Annotated in this window: 12 protein-coding genes; 5 read left to right on the top strand and 7 right to left on the bottom strand. The window is 36.3% G+C overall.

Features of this window, described 5'->3' with window-relative positions; all coding sequences use genetic code 11:
* Nucleotides 1-378 precede the first annotated feature (378 nt).
* Genes OOK84_RS05415 through OOK84_RS05405 form a run of 3 tightly spaced genes read left to right on the top strand, consistent with a single transcriptional unit; the run spans nt 379 to nt 3,804 of the window.
* Complete coding sequence (locus tag OOK84_RS05415; protein WP_264731448.1) at nt 379-1,488, top strand: outer membrane protein assembly factor BamB family protein; 1,110 nt, start codon at nt 379-381, stop codon at nt 1,486-1,488.
* Nucleotides 1,481-2,869, top strand: coding sequence for a dihydrolipoyl dehydrogenase (gene lpdA, locus OOK84_RS05410; RefSeq protein WP_264731446.1), 1,389 nt, complete (start codon nt 1,481-1,483; stop codon nt 2,867-2,869). Before OOK84_RS05415 ends, lpdA begins: the two co-directional genes overlap by 8 nt.
* Nucleotides 2,870-2,871: 2 nt before the next feature.
* Nucleotides 2,872-3,804, top strand: a complete 933-nt coding sequence (locus OOK84_RS05405) for a tyrosine recombinase XerC (protein ID WP_264731444.1) — start codon at nt 2,872-2,874, stop codon at nt 3,802-3,804.
* Here the strand turns inward: OOK84_RS05405 and OOK84_RS05400 are convergent.
* The 6 genes from OOK84_RS05400 to serS form a co-directional block, all read right to left on the bottom strand.
* Nucleotides 3,749-4,561 carry a hypothetical protein gene (locus OOK84_RS05400; RefSeq protein WP_264731442.1) on the bottom strand — a complete coding sequence of 271 codons (813 nt, stop codon included), beginning with the start codon at nt 4,559-4,561 and terminating at the stop codon, nt 3,749-3,751. The genes OOK84_RS05405 and OOK84_RS05400 overlap by 56 nt on opposite strands.
* A gap of 56 nt (nt 4,562-4,617) precedes the next feature.
* Nucleotides 4,618-4,974 (bottom strand): ankyrin repeat domain-containing protein, encoded by a 357-nt coding sequence (locus tag OOK84_RS05395; protein WP_264731440.1) that lies wholly within the window; start codon nt 4,972-4,974, stop codon nt 4,618-4,620.
* A gap of 236 nt (nt 4,975-5,210) precedes the next feature.
* Nucleotides 5,211-6,149: a thioredoxin-disulfide reductase gene (gene trxB / locus OOK84_RS05390; RefSeq protein ID WP_264687975.1), complete on the bottom strand. Its 939-nt coding sequence runs from the start codon at nt 6,147-6,149 to the stop codon at nt 5,211-5,213.
* Nucleotides 6,136-6,735: a peroxiredoxin gene (locus OOK84_RS05385; RefSeq protein ID WP_264731438.1), complete on the bottom strand. Its 600-nt coding sequence runs from the start codon at nt 6,733-6,735 to the stop codon at nt 6,136-6,138. The genes trxB and OOK84_RS05385 overlap by 14 nt, the downstream gene beginning before the upstream one ends.
* A 1,090-nt stretch (nt 6,736-7,825) precedes the next feature.
* On the bottom strand, nt 7,826-9,097 hold the full coding sequence (gene purD / locus OOK84_RS05380) for a phosphoribosylamine--glycine ligase (RefSeq protein WP_264731436.1): 1,272 nt from the start codon (nt 9,095-9,097) through the stop codon (nt 7,826-7,828).
* A gap of 34 nt (nt 9,098-9,131) precedes the next feature.
* Nucleotides 9,132-10,409 (bottom strand): serine--tRNA ligase, encoded by a 1,278-nt coding sequence (serS, locus tag OOK84_RS05375; RefSeq protein WP_264731433.1) that lies wholly within the window; start codon nt 10,407-10,409, stop codon nt 9,132-9,134.
* Nucleotides 10,410-10,552: 143 nt separating this feature from the next.
* Here serS and OOK84_RS05370 point away from each other — a divergent pair, with 143 nt between their 5' ends.
* Together OOK84_RS05370 and dusB are read left to right on the top strand one after the other, a co-directional pair.
* Nucleotides 10,553-11,812, top strand: coding sequence for an OTU domain-containing protein (locus OOK84_RS05370; protein ID WP_264731430.1), 1,260 nt, complete (start codon nt 10,553-10,555; stop codon nt 11,810-11,812).
* A 5-nt stretch (nt 11,813-11,817) separates the two neighbouring features.
* Nucleotides 11,818-12,780, top strand: a complete 963-nt coding sequence (dusB, locus tag OOK84_RS05365) for a tRNA dihydrouridine synthase DusB (RefSeq protein ID WP_264731428.1) — start codon at nt 11,818-11,820, stop codon at nt 12,778-12,780.
* Between the two features lie 6 nt (nt 12,781-12,786).
* Here the strand turns inward: dusB and OOK84_RS05360 are convergent, their stop codons facing one another.
* Nucleotides 12,787-21,300 (bottom strand): DNA-directed RNA polymerase subunit beta/beta', encoded by an 8,514-nt coding sequence (locus tag OOK84_RS05360; RefSeq protein ID WP_264731426.1) that lies wholly within the window; start codon nt 21,298-21,300, stop codon nt 12,787-12,789.
* Nucleotides 21,301-21,304 lie beyond the last annotated feature (4 nt).

The following is a 21,304-nucleotide window of genomic DNA, read 5'->3' as shown; positions in this document are numbered from 1 at the left end:
ACTATGACAACCTTCATCCCGCTGCTTGTTAGCGGGATCTATGCTAAGAGATACCGCGAATTAATCACGGTATGACGCAGAGCTCGCGTTAGCTATACTTTTATACTCACCAACTCAGTATCCAATCTGGATCCAAGTAGTCAAGCTACTTGGATGACATCTTTCTTCTTGGTATAAATTACTTTTATATCTCAATGTTCATACAGCTATGCACGTTGCCGCATAGTGGATGAGGTGTATTACCTCTAAGAGTATGATTTTTACATAATAATATAATATTCTGTTCATAAATCAATGTTTCAACGTACAACAAGAACATTTTCATTGTGATTAAGATTTCTAGTATGTATATTAATAAATCTTGTTCTCAACTAAGTAATGAAAGTAATAATTGTTATAATAATGTTATTGTGTAGCAGTTACACAATGGCAAGCGAGCGAATAAGTCTAGTGGATAAAAAACTATCTCAAGGATATGTAGCTCCAGTGCTTACAGAAGATAGCGTTATTTTATCAGACAAGCACGGCGCTTTATATTCCTTTGATATTGATAACTCAAAGGCTATGAATTGGAAATTACACCTCTCACGTAGGAAAAAAATTGGTAACATGAGCCTATCGCATTATGAAAAAAATGTTTTCTTTATAGTGGATAACACTTTACACGCAATAGATGCAAAAACTGGCAAGATTGAGTGGGAAAAAGAATTGAGAGCTCCAGTAAGAGGGAAAGCAGCAGTAATAAATAATAAATTGGTAGTATTGACTATTGATAATTATCTGTACGTGTTTGATATAAAAGATGGCAGCTCCGTTTGGGCTTATCAAAACGGTATCAATGAGGTTCGAGGTTTGTATTCCATATCGCCAACAATTTCTAACGATAAAATAATAGCACCATTTTCAAATGGTGAGTTAATAGCTTTTAATGAAGACGGTAAAAAATTGTGGAGCCAAAAATTGGCTACAAACCTTTTGGATACACAGCTCACAGATGTAACTACTACACCGAGAGTGCTTGGCGATACTTTAATAGCTACAAACAATTCTTATATTTATGGTATTGACGTGAAATCAGGAAATATTTTGTGGTCAAAGTCACTGCAAGTAAAAAGTGTATCAGACATTGAGTCATATTATAGTCCTCTTATTCCTGCAGAGAAACAAAAAGAAGGCGGAAGAATTTTTATAGTAACTGAAGATAATAAAATAATCGGCCTGGATATAAAAAATGGAGAAACAGTCTGGGCATCTGATTTAATAGAAAATACGCAATTGTTTGCTCCAATTGTGCATGCCCATACACTTTGGGTGACAAGCAATAAAGATTCAATGCTTGCTTTTCCTGGATCTGAAAGTGCAGGAAAGGTAATCAAAGTACCTGGTAATGTGTTTCACACTCCAGTGTTTACTCACGATAAAATATATGTAACAACTGAGGGAAATGGTGTTTATTCTTTAGAAAATAGGTTTGTTCTTTATGATTGATTATGACCTGATTGTTATAGGTGGTGGTCCAGGCGGTTATAAGTGTGCTATTGCTGCTGCAAAACTTGGATTGAAAGTTGCCTGCATAGATAAAAATAGCATTTTTGGTGGTACATGCTTGCGAGTTGGGTGCATACCTTCCAAAGCACTACTTCATTCTTCCTATCAGTATGCTCACACGAAAAATGATCTGTCGAAGCTTGGCATAAAAATTAAGGATGCAAGTTTCGATTTAAAAGAAATGCTAGGCTATAAGGACGCCAGAGTTCAGGAACTTGGAAAAGGTATAGAATATCTGTTTAACCTTCACAAAATCACTAAAATCAATGGACTTGGGAAAATTACTTCTTTTGACCAAGGTAATCTTGAAGTTTCAGTTGAAGATAAGGTGCTGAAGACAAAAAATATAGTAATTGCAACCGGTTCTGACGTTATTTCTTTGCCAGGAATTAATATCGATGAGAAAAGTATTATTTCATCAACTGGTGCATTGTCTTTAACTGGAGTACCAAAAAAACTTGTCGTAATCGGAGCCGGGGCAATAGGGCTTGAAATGTCTTCTGTATGGAGGAGGCTAGGGTCTGAAGTCACTGTAGTAGAATTTTTTGACAGAATCGCTGCAGCAATGGATGGAGAATTAAGTAAGTCTCTACTTTCTAGTCTACAAAAACAAGGAATAAAATTTTTACTTAGCACTAAAGTTGAGGGAATAAAACAAAGTAGTAACTTTTTGAGTGTGAAAGTTTGCTCTGTAAAAGATAATCAAACAAACACTATAGAAGCGGATAAGGTATTGGTGGCAGCAGGACGCAAACCATGTACTGATGGTCTTGGTATTGATGAAAAAATAGAAAAAGATAATCGCGGTTTCGTTCAAGTTAACAACAGATATGAAACTAATGTGAAAGGAATATTTGCTATTGGTGATGTGATTGGTGGAGCAATGCTTGCTCATAAAGCAGAGGAAGAAGGAGTGGCAGTTGCAGAGATAATAGCAGGACAGTCACCTCACGTTGATTATGAAATTATACCATCTGTCATTTACACTCACCCTGCGGTTTCTTCGATCGGTAAAGCCGAAGAGGAACTCAAAAATGCTGGCTATAAGTACAAAGTTGGTAAATGTCAATTTGCTGCAAACGGCAGAGCAAAAATCACTGATGATGCTGAAGGATTCGTGAAAGTGCTGACTTGTAGCAGAGCAGATACAATACTAGGTGTGCATATCATAGGAGCATACGCTGATACGCTAATCAATGAAGCAGCGGTTGCAATGGCATATGGCGCAGCAGCAGAGGATATATACAGAATTTGTCACTCTCATCCTGATATAAATGAAGCCTTTCGAGATGCGTGCATCGATGCTTTCTTTAAAAAATAATTGTGGACCTCGGTTCAATCATTGAAAAATGGTATGAGTGGCTGAGGTGCAACAGATCTTATTCACCAAACACTTTAGAGTCATACATGAGGGACTTGAAGGATCTTATAAGTTTCCTAAATACTCACATTGGTGGAGAAGTAAATGTTGGTACTCTGAAAAATTTAAGTATACCTGAGTTAAGAAGTTGGCTTACCTCTCGTTATGGAAGAGGTGTGAATGCAAGATCTAACGCTCGAGCACTCTCAGTAATCAGAAATTTCTTCAAGTACATAAAAAACAACTACAATATAGACAATGAAGCTGTATTTTCCTTATCAAGGCCAATTCAGAGAAGAACTCTGCCCAAAGCATTATCAATACCTGATATAAAAACTTTGGTGAAAGAAATGAAATTATCTGACTTGAGCGAACCTTGGGTGGTAAAAAGAGAAATTGCAATTATCGTCCTGCTATATGGTACAGGCTTAAGAATCAGTGAAGCGTTGAACCTTGGGGTTAGTGATATTAACAATGAAAGTTTAATAGTAACAGGTAAGGGAGATAAACAAAGGCAGGTATTCATTCTTCCGGTAGTAAAAAAGTGTATACAGGAATATGTAAAAGCCTGTCCTTATCTTGGCATTAATAATGAAACACAATATCTTTTTTTGGGAGTAAGAGGAAAAAAATTGGGAAGAACTTATGTGGCTAATCGTTTGCAGAAAATAAGGAGAATATTAAATCTGCCAGAAATCTTATCTCCACATGCATTTCGTCATAGTTTTGCTACTCATTTGCTTCAAGAAGATATTGACATAAGATCAATACAACAACTGCTTGGCCACTCAAGCCTGGAAACCACCCAGGTTTACACTCACCTCAATTATCAAGATGTTTTTAACATGTACAAAAATTTTCAGCAGGGCCTGGAGAAGAAATCAAAACCCTTGTAACTTGAGGATTGTCGGTGGTACCACCAGGTCCTATATCTCGTTCATCCGCTTTACATAAATAATATCCTACTAAAAAAAGGACCAGTGCAACTGCTGTAAGACAAGCACCTATTACTAGATAATCGTATAAAATTGCTAAACCTACACAACCAGTCAATGCTCCAGATAATATAAAAAATGCATAAGCATAGTTGCTTTGTTTTTTACCAGGAGAAATTGCTTGTGAGGATTTTTCGTTTTTATTACTCAGACTTTTAGTACGGAGCAGTATATTTTCTGATGAAAGCCTATCTCTTTCTTCCCTTACTTGTTTCAAATCTCTTTCTAATTGTGAAATTTTGCTAGTTTCGCTCGTTTTTTCACGCACAACCTTATCCAGCTTTTGCTCTGTTTCTGCAAGTTGAGCTTTTGTCTTTTCAAGTTCATCTACAAGTTTTTGTGCAAACTCCTCAAAACCTGCTGGTATATTATTCGTATTTGCTACAGGTTGCTCTGCACTTGTAGGGAATTTTTCATTTAGATAATTTCTGATACGTTCAATACTTTCAAATGCAGCAGTAACAATTGCACGATTTATGAAACAATTATCCTCTACTAACTTTTCTACATCATCTAAATCTTTTCTATTAATAGCATCAGTTAATCGCTCTGTAATAGCTTGTTCAATTATTTTCTTCAACCGTGAATTTTGCTCTATAGCTCGTATTGGCTTTATTTGACTAAAATCTAGGTCTTTATGTTTTAAAAGTTTAATCAATACTTCTTCGTTATCTTGTGTTATTCCTTGTAAACATATTAAGCTCAGGGGTGTTTCTATTTCTCCATTTTGGTTTCTTTTCCAGCTGTATTACATTTTTTAGTTTCTTGAGCATTAATATTTAAATTTTGATGTTGTAAAAGCAACATCATCATTTTCAAGCATATAGGGCTGTCATCACCATTCATGATAATAGTCATTAGTGGTGTATATCTCTCATCAAACGCATTAACATCCGCACCTTCTGCTAGAGCTTGTTTAAAATTCTCTAGGTTTTCATCATCAATAGCTTTAAATAACTGTTTTGTTGATTCACTTAGCTGTCTTAAAGTTGTCGAATTTCGAGCTTGCGATGCCGTGTTATCACCACCTCCATAAGCTCCATAATATGTTACACCGTTTCTATAAGGCATACTAAACCCTCTTTATTAATGATTTACTAATATAATTATGTAAAAAAAAAGGAAAATTGCAAGCGATTTATCTATAGCTAACCCAAGAAAGGTTTTCCTACGTCATACCGCGATTTATTCGCGGTATCTCAGCATAGATTCCGCTAACAAGTAGCGGAATGACGAATTTTTGTTTTTAAAATTATCGATGAACTTAAGTCACTTTAGCTATAAAATCCTAATTCTGAGTTAATTAATTACGACTCTAAAAACTTCTCTGCATCAAGTGCAGCCATGCACCCTGTTCCTGCGGCAACTACTGCCTGGCGATATACCTTATCTTGAACATCACCTGCAGCAAATACTCCTGCTTTACTAGTTAAAGTTGTTCCAGGTTTTGTAATTATGTAACCCTGTTCATCCATTTCAACAAAACCTTTAAAAATACCAGTATTTGGTGCATGCCCGATTGCAATGAACACTCCATCGACTTTCAATTCTTGAGCTTCCGTTGATTTAACTATAATACCAGTAACTTTTTTCGGATTTTCTTCTCCAAGAATCTGCTCTACGGTATGGTTCCACATTACTTTTATTTTATCATTTTTAAAGAGCCTATCTTGCATTACCTTTTCCGCTCTCAATTTATCACGCCTGTGTATTAATATCACTTCTTTGGCAAATCGAGTTAAAAATATTGCTTCTTCAACAGCGGTATTTCCACCACCAATCACGGCTACAACTTTATTCCTAAAAAATGCACCATCACAAGTTGCACAAGCTGAAACTCCGTAACCTTGAAATTCCTTTTCACTCTTGAGACCAAGCCATTTTGCTTGCGCACCAGATGCAATTATAATTGCATCTGAATAGTAGTCATTAGTATTACCAGAAGATCTAAACCTATACTCATTAGAATCCTCAAGTTGTTCAACGCTTTTTATCTCATCATCTATTATTTTTGCTCCAACCTGTTCTGCATGCAACCTCATTTGCTCCATTAGTTCTGGACCCTGTATTGAAACAAAACCAGGATAGTTTTCAACATCTGTAGTAATTGTAAGCTGACCACCAGGCTGCATTCCCGTTACTACAATTGGCTCTAAGTTTGCACGTGCTGCATATATAGCAGCAGCATAACCCGCTGCTCCAGATCCAATAATAAGAACTTTTGTACTAAATCTATAATTCTTCACTGTATGAGTTTAGATAATCAGCTACTCCTTCATCGCTTGCCTGCATTGCTGGCTTACCTTTTTTCCACCCTGCTGGACATACTTCACCATGCTCCTCATTATGTTTAATTGCATCAACGATTCTAACGAATTCATCGATATTACGCCCTAAAGGCAAATCATTTATCGATTGATGACGTACAATAAATTTATCATCAATAACGAAAGTTGCTCTCAGCGCAATTGAGTCATCATATAAGACCCCATAGTCTCTTGATATAGACTTTTTGATATCAGACACTAAAGTGTAGCTAACCTCTCCAATACCACCATCATTAACTGGAGTGTTTCGCCATTTATAATGTGAAAATTTTGAATCTACACTTATTCCTATCACTTCAATACCACGCTTTGCAAACTCATTTATTCTATTATTGAGCGATATCAATTCAGTTGGGCAAACAAAAGTAAAATCAAGTGGATAGAAAAAAAGGACAGCATACTTATTTTTTATGTGCTTACTCAGACAGAAATCATCAACAATTTCTCCGCCGGAGAGAACAGCTGAAGCAGTAAAATCGATAGCAGATTTTGTTACAAGATTCATAATTGACCTATTCTTTTAAAACAACTCTAATTTTACACTTGATGAACTTATATGCAAGTTTTCTTTAGTTTTAGCCCTATAAAAACTTCCTAAAATAGCTCTTCTTTTTTACCGATAAGATACAATCCAGATTGGACACTGAGTTGATGAGTATAAAATTCTACGTCATTCCACCATGAACCGTCATACCGCCGCGGTATCTCTAGATCCCGCTAACAAGCAGCGGGATCCAGGATTTTGATTGGGTTGGTAAGCATAAAAGTATAGCTTCTACGTCATACCGTGATTTATTCACGGTATCTCACATAGATCCCGCTAACAAGCAGCGGGATGACGAGCTTATCGTCATTCCACCACGAACCGTCATACCGCCGCGGTATCTCTTAGCATAGATCCCACTAACATGTAGCGGGATCCAGGATTTTGATTGGGTTGGTAAGCATAAAAGTATAGCTTCTACGTCATACCGTGATTTATTCACGGTATCTCACATAGATCCCGCTAACAAGCAGCGGGATGACGAGCTTATCGTCATTCCACCATGAACCGTCATACCGCCGCGGTATCTCTAGATCCCGCTAACACGTAGCGGGATGACGGTTGTCGTTTAGCCATAAATATTTAAGAAATTTACCAAACGAAAAAAAAGGCAAAAGAAACCCTGGTCATTGTCTATTTTCTGTATTGGCGTTTTTTTAAGTCTTAAACACTGCAATTTAGCTGCTTTTAAGTGCAACTCACCTTAGTTCAAATGTTTAAGAAATTTACTAAGCAGAAAAAAAGGCAAAAGAAATCCCGTGTTAGCTAGTTGTCACTCTCTAATCCTGCAAATTGGCGTACTATACTGTCTTAAACGACTTATAAGCGCGTTTCAGCTTGTATAGGTAAAAACCTAGAAATTTGATAAAGACATAGAGTGCACATAGTGCAAAAAATTAAACATGAGACGCCAAATACGTTGAGTTTTTTTGTCATTTAATCTGTACAGAGAAGATAAATAAATAGCTTCAATTTCATGATAAGGGGCCTGGCGGAGTTTGTCAAGTAAGTTTTGCATTTCTGTGAGCTAACTGCTAACCGACAGCTAACATTAACTACCAATATCGTATCTGAAGAAGCCCCCTGGCCATTCTAAAAAATTTAATGCTGAGTACACCTTACTTTTGGCTTCCTCTATAGTGCTCCCTTCTGCTACTATATTTAGCACTCTTCCGCCATCTGAAACCCAATTACCACTCTCATCTAATTTAGTACCAGCGTGAAATACCAATATACCAGGAATGCTTTCAATTTTATCTAATCCCTTAATTACTTCTCCCTTTTGATAATCACCCGGATAGCCTTTACTTGCAACAACTACACAAACTGTAGATTGGTTGTTAAGTTCCACCATTTTGACATTTAACTTTCCTTCTGCAACTGACAACATCAATTTTAACAAATCGCAATTTGAATCAAATCTAGGTAATATAGATTGCGTTTCTGGATCACCGAATCTAACGTTATACTCGAGAAGTTTTGGGCCATCTCTGCAAATCATTAAACCAGCAAAGAGTACTCCCTTATAAGGCGTACCCATGTTAACCAATGCTTGAGCTGTAGGGTATATTATTTTTTGGATGATTTTTTGCTCCATGTCCTTACTTATAATTGAAGGTGATGAGTACGATCCCATACCCCCAGTATTTTGGCCTTCATTATTTTCATTCACTCTCTTATAATCTTTTGCGCACCCAAGAGTTACTACTTTCAACCCATCAACAAGAGCAAAAAAGCTTACTTCTTCTCCAATTAAAAATTCTTCTATGATTATTTCTTCACCTGATTCACCAAATTCTTTCTCCACTAGCATTGAATCTATTGCTGAAAAAGCTTCGTTTTCTGCGCAACATATCATCACGCCTTTCCCTGCCGCAATTCCATTTGCTTTCACTACAAGTGGAAACTTTATTTTATTGCTACGTACAAAATCTTTAGCTAATCCTTCATCAACAAAACACTCGTACTTGGCAGTTGGTATGCCATATCGCTTGCATAGTCCTTTGGTGAAAGACTTTGATCCCTCAAGTTTTGCAGTTGCTTGACTCGGAGCAAAAACATTTATTCCCTCTGCAACTAAATCATCAGCAAGCCCATCAATTATTGGTTGTTCTGGACCAATAACAACCAACTCTATATTTTCTCTCTTGCAAAATTGTGTAACATCCACTGAATTTTGAATATTTACATCCACAAGAGTCCCAAGATCTTTCATAGCTTGGCGACCAGGAGTTACATATAACTCAGTCAAGATAGGAGATTTTTTTAGAGCCCAAAGTAGAGCGTGCTCACGTCCACCAGAACCTATAACCAGAACCTTCATCTTTATTTCCTCGCTTTTCTATATGTCAAAATTATTATTTGCTTATAACAGTATCATTACTCATGTATTTTTGCAACACGTTTGGTATTGCAATCGACCCGTCAGAATTTTGATAATTCTCCATTATGGCAACAATCGTTCTTCCTATAGCTAAAGCTGAGCCGTTTAAAGTGTGAACATATTTTTTTATCTTTTTATCAGTTTCTGAAGAGTATTTAGCGTTCATCCTTCTTGCTTGAAATGCACCACAATTTGAGCAGCTTGATATTTCTCTATATTTATTTTGCTCAGGTAACCATACCTCTATGTCATAAGTCCTTTGTGCAGCAAAACCCATATCACCACTACACAGTAGCATTACTCTATACGGTAATTCTAGTTTTTTTAATATCTCTTCAACAACATTCGTCATGCGCTCAAGTTCATCATTTGATTGGTCTTCAGTTGTAATACTCACCAACTCCACTTTACCAAATTGGTGTTGCCTTATCATGCCTCTCGTGTCTCGCCCTGCGCTGCCTGCTTCTTTACGAAAACACTCTGAATACGCAGTAAAACGAATAGGCAGTTCTTTTTCCTCTACTATTTTATCAGCAACCAAATTTGTTAAAAACACTTCACTTGTGGGAATCAACCTCAATTCGTCGGTAGTTAAATACGAATCGTCAGAAAATTTTGGTAGCTGACCAACGTTATACATAGCTTCGTTTTTCACCAAAGCTGGGTGGTACACCTCAGTATAGCCAAATTCATTAACATGCATTTCAAGCATAAAATTTATTAGCGCTCGTCCAAGCTTAGCTAACTGTCCTTTTAATATCGCAAATCTTGATCCGGAAATTTTCGCCGCTTGTTCGAAGTCCATTAAACCTAATTTTTCTCCGAGTTCATAATGAGATTCTGGTACAAAATCAAACTGTCTTTTTCCTCCATATCTTCTCACCTCTAAATTAGAGTTCTCATCTGCGCCTATTGGCACATCTTGCGCAGGAATATTCGGCAAGTTAGATAAAACATTCACTAACTTATCCTTTTCTGCTTGTTCCTTTAAGCTAATTGCCTCTATCTCATTCGTGATGTCTTTTGACAACTCTATTTGCTCTTCACAAGGGCTCTTGCTCATTTTAAGCTTCTTTATTTCCTCTGTGATTTCATTGCGCTGCCTATTTAAATCTTGCAATTTAGTGGTTAATGACCTTTTCTCGTGATCAATTTCTAATACCTCTTTTGCAGTAAACTCTCTTATCCCCCTGCTTTTCATTGCCTTTTCAAATCCTTCAGGGTTTTTGCGTATATATTCTATATCGTGCATATATTGTGCTATTACTAACATTATTACTGTACTTCAAAAGCTATTAATATTCAATATTTTCTCATACTACTAAAATTATTATGGTTGATTTTTTTGTTAGAATTTGTTAAAATTTAATTAACTTAGCGTTCATAGGATATAGTATGTCGGGCATCATAAAAAAATATAATCAATTTAAAGAGAGCACTTACTTTGCTGGTGGAAAATTCGTTATCTACGCTACTTGTGTATGCCTAGCAGCCACATTTGCTGTTGGCTATTTGGGGTTGATAATAGGATTCCCTCTATTGATCTTTCCACTTGCTATGCTCATCTCTAACCCCATAGTTTGGGTTTTAATGGGAATAATTCTTACAGTAGCATACAAAATGGTTGTTGAACCTTTATTTTACTTAGCAAAGAACTATATTAATGGAAAAGGAGCAGGTCAAGGTGAGCAAAAAACTCAAGATGGAGATAGTGGTGTTGTACCAGATGGCACGGAAAGCCCAGAGAATAGAAGTCGTAGAAATTCTGATGCTTCAGTAGATAGTGGTTTGAATATGAACTCAAAAATTGTTACATATAATACTGCAGGGGACGGTAACTGCTTTTTCCATGCGGTATTTGGTGATAATAGCTCTGGTCAATATAAGGCTGAAAAAGCACAAGATATGAGAATGGAGAGGCACAAATTTTTAAGTCAATTTAAATCTTTGGATGATCCAAGTATGCCAGCTTCTCTAAGAGGGCATCTAGAAACGCTTTTTAATATGTTTTTAAACAAGCCAGGAGATCTAACTGGGAGGTCAGATGAAATAAAGAAGCTGGTTGAACAGACAAATGAAAAGACTAGAAATGCTAAAGATAAGGTTGGGGAGCTAGTAGGTAGAGTTATTAGAAATTTTAATGTATCGCATGATAAAGCTATCAGCAATCTAAGAGAATATGCAGAAGCTCTTGATCCAGATAATTTTGATGAAGAGATTTACAAAACAAAATACAATAGTGACGTTATTACAAATTCATTTCTTAATAACCCTGAACTTTACAAAGCTTATTTAGAAGCAACAAATAATCCGTGCTATTATATTTTTATCAAAGAAATTCCTATTTTAGCTTCTTTAGCTAACATTAAAATTAATGTCTATTATAAAGACAATAACAACGAGAAGCACGAGGAGTTTAAGCCAGATTCACAAATGATAAATAATGATCTGCTAAATCACATATTTGGTCGTGGAAGTTATAAATTAAACGACGAGTTATGGGGTGATAAAAGACAAGAAACAATATACTTAAAACCTGGTCATTACGAGAGAGCTAAGGTAGTAGAGGCAGAGCCTTCTCTTATGGAAAAAGTAAATTCGGCTCTACAAGGTGCTGCAGCAGCATATGCTAATGCATTAAGTTTGAACACATAGAATGTATGCCCCTCCAAATAGGAAGTTTGACGATTGATTCTTCAGTTATTTTAGCTCCAATGTCAGGGGTAACTGATTATCCGTTTAGAAGTATTGTAAAGAAGCTAGGTGCAAGTTTGTTAGTTTCAGAAATGATTGCAAGCAGAGCCATGATTATGCAAACTCGCCAGAGTCTGCAAAAAGCAAAAGTCGATGAATTAACTGCTGTGCAGCTTGCTGGATGCGAGCCGGATGTAATGGCAGAGGCTGCAAAACTAAATGAGGATATGGGTGCAAAAATAATAGATATAAATTTCGGTTGTCCTGTTAAAAAAGTTGTAAACGGTTATGCAGGATCAGCGCTAATGCGTGATGAGAAAAAAGCCGCTGAGATAATTGAGGCCGTGGTCAAAGCAGTGAATGTGCCAGTTACGGTGAAAATGCGCACTGGATGGAACGATGAAAATCGCAATGCACCGAGGCTTGCGAAAATTGCCGAAGACTTAGGAGCAAAAATGATCACTGTGCATGGAAGAACGAGGGCACAGCTCTATAACGGCCAAGCAGATTGGAAATTCGTTAGAAATGTTAAGGAGCAAGTGAAAATTCCAGTTATAGTAAATGGCGATATTAAAAATTTAAATGATATTCAGAATGCTCTCAAAGAATCTGGAGCAGACGGAGTGATGATAGGTCGTGGTGCCTACGGTAAACCTTGGCTGATTAATCAAGCAATGAACTTTCTCAGTGGAAGTGAAACTTCTGAGCCAACAGCTTCAGAGAGATTAAGCATCATACTCGAGCATTACGACAATATTCTTGAGTACTATGGAAATGACACAGGAATAAAGATGGCCCGCAAACACATAGGTTGGTACAGTAGCGGGCTTCAAAGCTCATCTGAATTTCGCATGAGAGTAAATAACATGGCAGATAGCACAGAAGTGAAAGAAAATATTATTGGCTTTTTTGGTCAAGAGACACACTAGCTGTACTCAATTCGACTGATCATATGCCACTACGCTCTCTTCCTCACCAGAGTGTAAATGACAATTATTATCCATAAACCATTTCTCGTCATAAGTTTCAATATCAAAATATTTTTCATATTTATCTATATTATCACAAAGTGAAAGTGCTCTGATCTTATTCATAATCAAACCTGTACCAGCAGGAATTAATCTTCCTACTATAACATTTTCTTTTAATCCACTTAAAGGATCACTCTTCCCGCAGAATGCTGCTTCTGTAAGTACTTTTGTTGTCTCTTGGAAAGAAGCAGCAGAAATAAAGGAGCTAGTTTCAAGACTTGCCCTAGTAATCCCCTGCAGAATAGGAAGATAATGAGCAGGCCGTTTGCCAGAGTTACTCATAGCATCATTTTCCCTATCAACTTCCAGCTTGTCAATGCTTTCGCCAACCAAGTACATAGTATCACCAGGATCAGTAATTTCCACTTTTTGTAGCATTTGTTTTAAGATCACCTCTAAATGCTTGTTGTCTATACGAACACCCTGCAATCTATAAACTTGCTGTATTTCAGAAATCATATAGTGCGCTAAAGCTTCTAACCCAAGCACACGTAAAATATCATGGAGATCAGGGTCACCATCCATCAATAGATCACCTTTACGTACAAAATCACCTTCATTGACTATTACATGCTTACTTCTTGATACCAAATATTCAACTGGAGAAATTTGTTCATCTACAGGTTTAATTAATATACTGCGTTTTCCTCTACGGTCTTTTTCAGAAAACGCTACATAGCCATCTATCTCACTAACAATAGCATGCTCTTTAGGACGACGTGCTTCAAATAACTCTATAACCCTCGGTAAACCACCAGTAATATCACGAGTTTTAACTGACTCTCTTGGTGTTCTTGTAATAACATCACCTGCATGAACCTTCTGGCCATTTTGTACATTGAGCACTGCACCAATTGGTATAAAATAACATGCTTCAACGCCACTTGCGAGTGTCATTACTTCACCATTATCGTCAAGCAGCACAATACGAGGACGTAAACTAGCTCCACCAGAATGCAATTTCCAGTCTTTTACTACTTTGCTTGATATTCCTGTAGATTCATCCATCACTTCAGTGATCGAAATTCCATCTTTTAAGTCCTGATAAGACACTGTACCAGTCTTCTCCGTGATAATAGGCAATGTATAAGGATCCCATTCCGCAACTTTATCGCCAATTTTTACTGACCCACTCTCATCCACATAAAGTTTAGCACCGTAAGGTACACTATGCTTCAACTTCTCACTACCAAGGCTATCAACCAACACGACTTCACAGGAACGGCTTATCACAATTTTATTTCCGTTTCTATCTATAATTATATTACTATTGTTTAACTTTATTTTAGCACTAATAGAAGCTATAATATTTGAGGATTCAACGCCTCTAGTCATTACCCCACCTATATGGAAAGTACGCATCGTTAACTGAGTACCTGGCTCTCCAACAGATTGAGCAGCTATAACACCAACTGCTTCACCTATTGAAACAATTTTACCAGTTGCAAGGTCTCTTCCATAACACAAAGAACACACACCAGGACTTATTTCACAAGTTAAAGGCGATCTAATTTTTACAGCATCAAGACCTGCAATGCTGATTTGCTTTACTTTATCCTCATCAATTAATTCCCCTGCTTTTACTAATAATTCTTTTGTCACTGGGTTATATATACCATTTGCAGATGTTCTACCCAGCACAACACTCTCTAGAGATGCAACTATAGTACTTCCTTCAACTGTAGCTCTCACAACAAGACCATTTTTTGTTTTACAGTCATGCTTTGTAACTATGCAATTTTGAGACACATCAACTAAACGACGAGTTAAGTATCCAGAGTTTGCAGTTTTAAGCGCAGTGTCAGCTAAACCTTTACGCGCACCGTGAGTAGAATTAAAGTATTCAAATACGTTCAATCCTTCACGGAAATTAGAAATTATAGGTGTTTCTATAATCTCACCAGAAGGTTTGGTCATGAGCCCTCGCATTCCTGCTAGCTGTTTCATCTGTGAAGTAGAACCCCTTGCACCAGAGTTAACCATCATATACACTGAGTTGTACTTACTATTTCCATCATATATAGATATTGCTTTTAACATATCATTAGCTATCATATCCGTACACTTAGACCATTCATCTATAACCTTGTTATACCTCTCACTTCTAGTTATTAGCCCATCTTGATATTGCATAGAGAATTTCTTAATTTCACCCCTCGCGTGATCAACATGTGTAGCTTTAGTTTCAGGTATAACCAGATCACAACGACCAAAAGAAACACCAGAAAATGTGGCATACTCAAAGCCAAGTACCATTAATTTATCAGAAAATGCCACTGTAGCACTTTGACCACAGTTACGATATACTAAATCAACTATACCAGTTATTTCCTTGACTGTTAATATCTGATTTATTAGATCGAAGCCTAGATTCTCATGCTTAGGAAAAATTTGCCATAATATTAAACGGCCAGGAGTTGTACAAACAGTTTTATAGTGAGTTTCACCGCTGCTATTAATATACTCCATCCTATACTTTATACTAGAATGAATATGTAAAGTGCCATCACTCAAAGAATGCTCAACTTCACAAAAAGCACCAAAAGATGGTAAATTATCTTCCTTAGGTTCTTGTAAAGTCAGATAATATATACCAAGTACTATATCTTTACTAGGAACTATAATCGGTCTGCCATTAGAAGGACTTAAAACGTTATTAGTGGACATCATCAACACCCTAGCTTCAAGCTGAGCTTCCAATGAAATTGGCACATGCACTGCCATTTGGTCACCATCAAAATCAGCATTAAACGCCGTACAGACAAGCGGATGAAGCTGTATTGCTTTGCCTTCAATAAGGATTGGCTCAAAAGCCTGAATACCAAGTCTATGTAGCGTAGGCGCTCTATTCAACAAAACAGGATGCTCTTTTATTACCTCTTCAAGCATATCCCAAACTTCTGGTTTTTCTGCTCTTATCAACTTACTAGCAAACTTAATAGTTGGAGCCATACTATACATCTTAAGCTTTGAGTAAACAAAAGGTTTGAATAGTTCAAGAGCCATTCTTTTTGGTAATCCACACTGATTTAGTTTCAAAGTTGGACCAACAACTATTACAGAACGTCCAGAGTAGTCTACCCTTTTTCCTAAGAGGTTCTGGCGAAAACGACCCTGTTTTCCTTTTAACATATCACTAATGGACTTTTTATATCCAACAGCACCAGCTTTGTTTACCAAAGTATTACGACGACTATTATCAAAAAGAGAATCAACTGCTTCTTGTAACATCCTTTTTTCATTACGAATCATAATCTCAGGAGGATTTAAGCTCAACAATTTCCTCAACCTGTTATTTCTATTAATAATAGTCCTATAATGATGATTCAGATCAGAAACTGCAGGACGACCACTTTCAAGCGATACCAAAGGACGCAAATCAGGTGGTAAAATAGGTATAGTTGTAAGTATCATCCACTCAGGCCTATTTCCAGATTTAATGAAGTTTTCAATAATACGCAATCTCTTTATAATTTTCTTTCTTCTTATCTCAGAAGCAACAGACTCTAATTCTAGTCTTAAATCCTTCCTAATTTCATGTAAATCAAGGCGCGTTAGCAACTCTCTTATAGCTTCAACACCTTGCATAGCTACAAAACTATCGATTCCATAGCTATCTTTAGCTTCATTATAAGCTTTTTCACTAATAATCTCACCTTTTTCAAAAGGCGAAACAAGAGGATCTGTCACGATATAATTATCGCTATATAAAATATTCTCAATATCTCTGAGAGACATATCCAATAATGCTCCAATTCTTGAAGGAAGCGATTTCAAAAACCATATATGAGCAACAGGAGATGCAAGCTCTATATGACCCATCCTTTCTCTTCTTACTTTAGAAGATGTAACTTCTACTCCGCATTTTTCACATATGCGACCTCTGTGTCTTCTTTTTTTGTATTTTCCACATAAACATTCATCGTCATTGACAGGGCCAAAAACCTTAGGGCAAAATAATCCACCTTTCTCAACTTTGAACGTACGATAATTTGCAGTTGAAACATCTTCTATCTCACCACAAGATATACGCTTAATACTTTCAGGGCTAGCAATCGATATGCTAACCTCATTAAAAGGTTGTGCAATGTTAGTGTGAGATATATCTTCAATCACTACATCATTTTGCTTTAAATCTACATTTAAACATAAAGAACGTAGTTCTTTTATCATCACATTAAAGGATTCAGGAATTCCACATTCAAAATTACTGTCACCTTTTATTATCGATTCGTAAATCTTAACTCTACCATTAATATCATCAGACTTCACAGTTAACATTTCCTGCAAAGTATAAGCAGCACCATAGGCTTGTAATGCCCAACATTCCATTTCACCAAAACGCTGACCACCAAAATGAGATTTTCCTCCTAGAGGTTGTTGAGTAACCAAACTATAAGGCCCTACTGAACGCGCATGAATTTTACCATCAACCAAGTGGTGCAACTTAAGCATGTACATGTAACCAACTGTAACCTTGCGGTCGAATTTTTCACCACTGCAACCGTCATATAATACAGCTTGTCCAGAGTTATCCAAACCAGCAAGTTCAAATAATTTTGCTATTTGTTCATCTTTTGGACCCTCAAATACAGGTGCAGCAACAGGAACGCCATCACGTAATTTACGTGCAAATTCAATGAGATTATTATCACTAATATTACGAATATCATTACAGATAGATACGTTACTACCATAGCTATAAACCTCAATCAGGAAATTACGTAAATTGCTGTATGAACTTTTACAAGAGTTCAAATAGTTCTCTACTAACGCATTCAACTCGTCATTTAGTGCATTTTTATTAGGTGTATTTAAAACAGAAGCCATTATTTCATCATCATCAATATTTTCAATTTTTTTATTGTCAAGGTATGCTACTGCAAATTGTGTAAAATTATCATCGTTAAGGGACCTAATTCCCTTGCAAAAAGCACTTTTGATTTTATTGATCTCATCGAGAATATTACTTACCCTTTCCCCTAATTTTCTACAAGCCCAACCTACATGCGTTTCCAGTATTTGCCCTACATTCATTCGTGAAGGAACACCAAGAGGGTTAAGAATAATATCAACAGGAGTACCATCTTCCAAATAAGGCATATCTTCCACTGGCACAACTCGAGAGATCACACCTTTATTCCCATGTCTACCAGCCATTTTATCCCCTGGTTGCAGACTATGTTTCACAGCAATGAAAACTTTTACTGACATCGACACACCTTGAGGCAGGTCATAACCTTCATGTAATTTTTCTACTTTTCGCTTAAACTGTGCTATTGCATGTGATACTTTTTCATCAAAATCTTTTTTTAAGCTCTTAACTTGCTCAGAAATGGATTGGTTTTTTAATCCTATACCCCACCATTGCTCACGTTCAATAGAGTCAAATTTTTCTCGATCTTGAGAACCAGAATTAATAAGAAGTTTCTTCAGTTCATCATAGAAATATTCACTAGTAACATTGATTATATAATCTCGCTCTTCCTCAAAGTCATTTACCTCTTTTTGTTTGATGAGTAATGCCCTTTCATTTTCTTCAACCCCCCTGCGTGTAAAGACTTGTACATCAATTACTGTCCCTTCAACATCTGGAGATGTATATAAAGAGGAATCTGCACAATCGAATGACTTTTCACCAAAAATTGTCATTAATAACTTCGTTTCAGGAGGCAATGAAAGAGAAGGTTTAGGTGTAACTTTACCTACCAGAATATAGCCTGGACCAACTCTTGTACCAATTTTCACTATACCACTATCATCCAAGTGATATAGATTTTCTTCATTAACACCAGGTATAGCACGAGTTATTTTTTCTGATCCTAAAGGGGTATCATGTACAACACAGTCAAATTCTTCTATATGAATAGAAGTAAAGAGATCTTTTTTAACAACTTCACTAGAAATAATAATAGAGTCTTCAAAATTATAACCTTGCCAAGACATAAAAGCGACTAGCAAATTTTTACCAAGCGCCAACTCACCACTGTTAATTGCAGGACCATCAGCTATTACATCACCCTTTTTAACATAATCACCTACGCACACTAGCGGTCTTTGATTAATACAAGTATTATGGTTAGAACGCTGAAATTTCCTTAGATGATAAATATCTACGTCCAAGTAGTTAACCCTTTCTTTATCAAAAGCACGTATAACTATAGAGTTACTATCAGAACTATCAACTATGCCATCGCGTTTTGCTAAAACTACAGCACCAGAGCCAGAAGCTACAAAAGACTCCATACCAGTAGCAACCAGAGGAGCGGTAGGCTTCAATAAAGGTACGGCCTGACGTTGCATATTTGAGCCCATTAATGCTCTATTAGCATCATCATTTTCTAAAAATGGAATCAAGGAAGCCGCAACTGATATTACCTGCTTAGGAGATACGTCAATGTAACTCACCTGATCACTACTTACCATAATGAAACTACTAGCATATCTACAGTATAGCATATCATCAACAAAGCAATTATTTTCATCGAGCTTTGCGCTGGTATCAGCTATATAATATAAACCTTCATCTATGGCAGACAGATACTCAATTTGATCAGTAACAACCCTATTAACTACTTTTCTATAAGGACTTTCAATGAAACCATATTTATTAATACGCGCGTATATAGCTAAACTGTTGATTAACCCTATATTTTGCCCTTCAGGAGTCTCAATAGGGCAAATTCTTCCATAATGAGTTGGATGAACATCACGCACTTCAAATCCTGCCCGTTCTCTTGTTAAACCACCAGGACCTAACGCGGACAACCTTCTTTTATGTGTTATTTCAGATAACGGATTAGTCTGATCCATAAATTGAGATAATTGAGAAGAATTGAAGAAATCTCTTAAGACATTAGTTAACACTTTTGGATTAATAAAATCAGATGGAGAAACTTTATCTAAACTAGAAGTGGACATAGAATCAACTATTGCGCGTTCCAATTTCAACAACCCAGTTCTAAATTGATTTTCTATAAACTCTCCAACTGATCTTACTCTTCTGTTTCCTAAATGATCAATATCATCTACAGATCCTTGACCGTCACGTAACAATACTATTTTTTTTACAATTTCAATAATATCTTCATACGTTAAAACAGTTAAATCCTCATCATAATTTAATCCAAGGTAAGAGTTAAGCTTCAACCTACCAATGTTAGACAAATCATAATATTCCGGACTGAAGAAAAGATTACGGAAAAACTCCTCTACTATCTCTAAAACAGGAACTTCACCAGGACGCAAAACTCTATATATTTCATATAGCGCATCCTGATAAGACATGTTTTCGTCTAAGAAAAGCGTATTTAATATATAAGGTCCAACAGATACATTATCTATGTTCAATACTGATATTTCATCCACAGACAATAACTCAAGCTTCTTTATGTCTTCCAGCTTTATAGATTCACCAGCAGATAAAATTTTCGTAGAGCTAGCACTATCCATTAAATCTTCTGCGAGGAATAAACCACATATAGAATTAAAAGGAACCAGATACTCTGTCAATTCATTATCATATAGCTTTTTAGCTAGTCTTGAGGTGATACGAACGTTAGCTTTAAGCAGCACATTACCTTCAATATCCATTAAGTCGAAAGGCAATCTCACTCCTTTAAATTTATCAGGAACAAAAGGCACTTTCCAACCATCTTTATGTTTTACATACTTTATTTTCTCATAAAATCTATCGAGTATATCATTATTTGATAGACCTAACGCCTTTAACAAAACTGAGATTGGCAATTTTCTTTTTCTATCAACACGAAAATACAAATGGTCTTTAACATCAAATTCAATATCAAGCCAAGAACCCCTATAAGGAATAATTCTAGCAGAATAGATCAATTTACCAGAATTGTAAGTTTTTCCCTTATCGCTATCAAAAAATACACCAGGAGACCTATGCATTTGTGAGACAATAACTTTTTCTACACCATTAATGATGAAAGTGCCCTTATCAGTCATCATAGGCAACCCACAAAAGTGGACTTCCTGCTCTTCTATAGATTTTACAACGGTTGCAAGTTTAGAATGATCTCCACTCTCTTTAATCGATTTATATTCATCAAGAGAAATACCATCCTGCATAACAACAAGACGTATAGAAGCAATAACCTGAGCAGAAAAAGTTACACCACGCTTTATACACTCAGATTCATCATACTTAGGATCATCTACCCTACAACTTATAAACTCAATAGTAGCCCTACGCAAAGGATCATTTATTGGAAAGATTGTATGAAAGATAACTTCAAGTCTTTCATTACCCTTATTCTTAGGAGCAAATGAATCATACGATTCTTTTTGAACCTTAACCAAATCCAATAAAGAATCTTTTAAATCAATCGACCTAGAATAAGAAACTCTAGGGACAAAAGCACCAGAAGCGTACATATAAGAAGAATCAACCATTAAA

It is taken from the genome of Wolbachia endosymbiont (group A) of Sphaerophoria taeniata (assembly GCF_947250735.1).
Lineage (GTDB): Bacteria > Pseudomonadota > Alphaproteobacteria > Rickettsiales > Anaplasmataceae > Wolbachia.
This window is presented reverse-complemented; position numbering and strand designations above follow the sequence as displayed.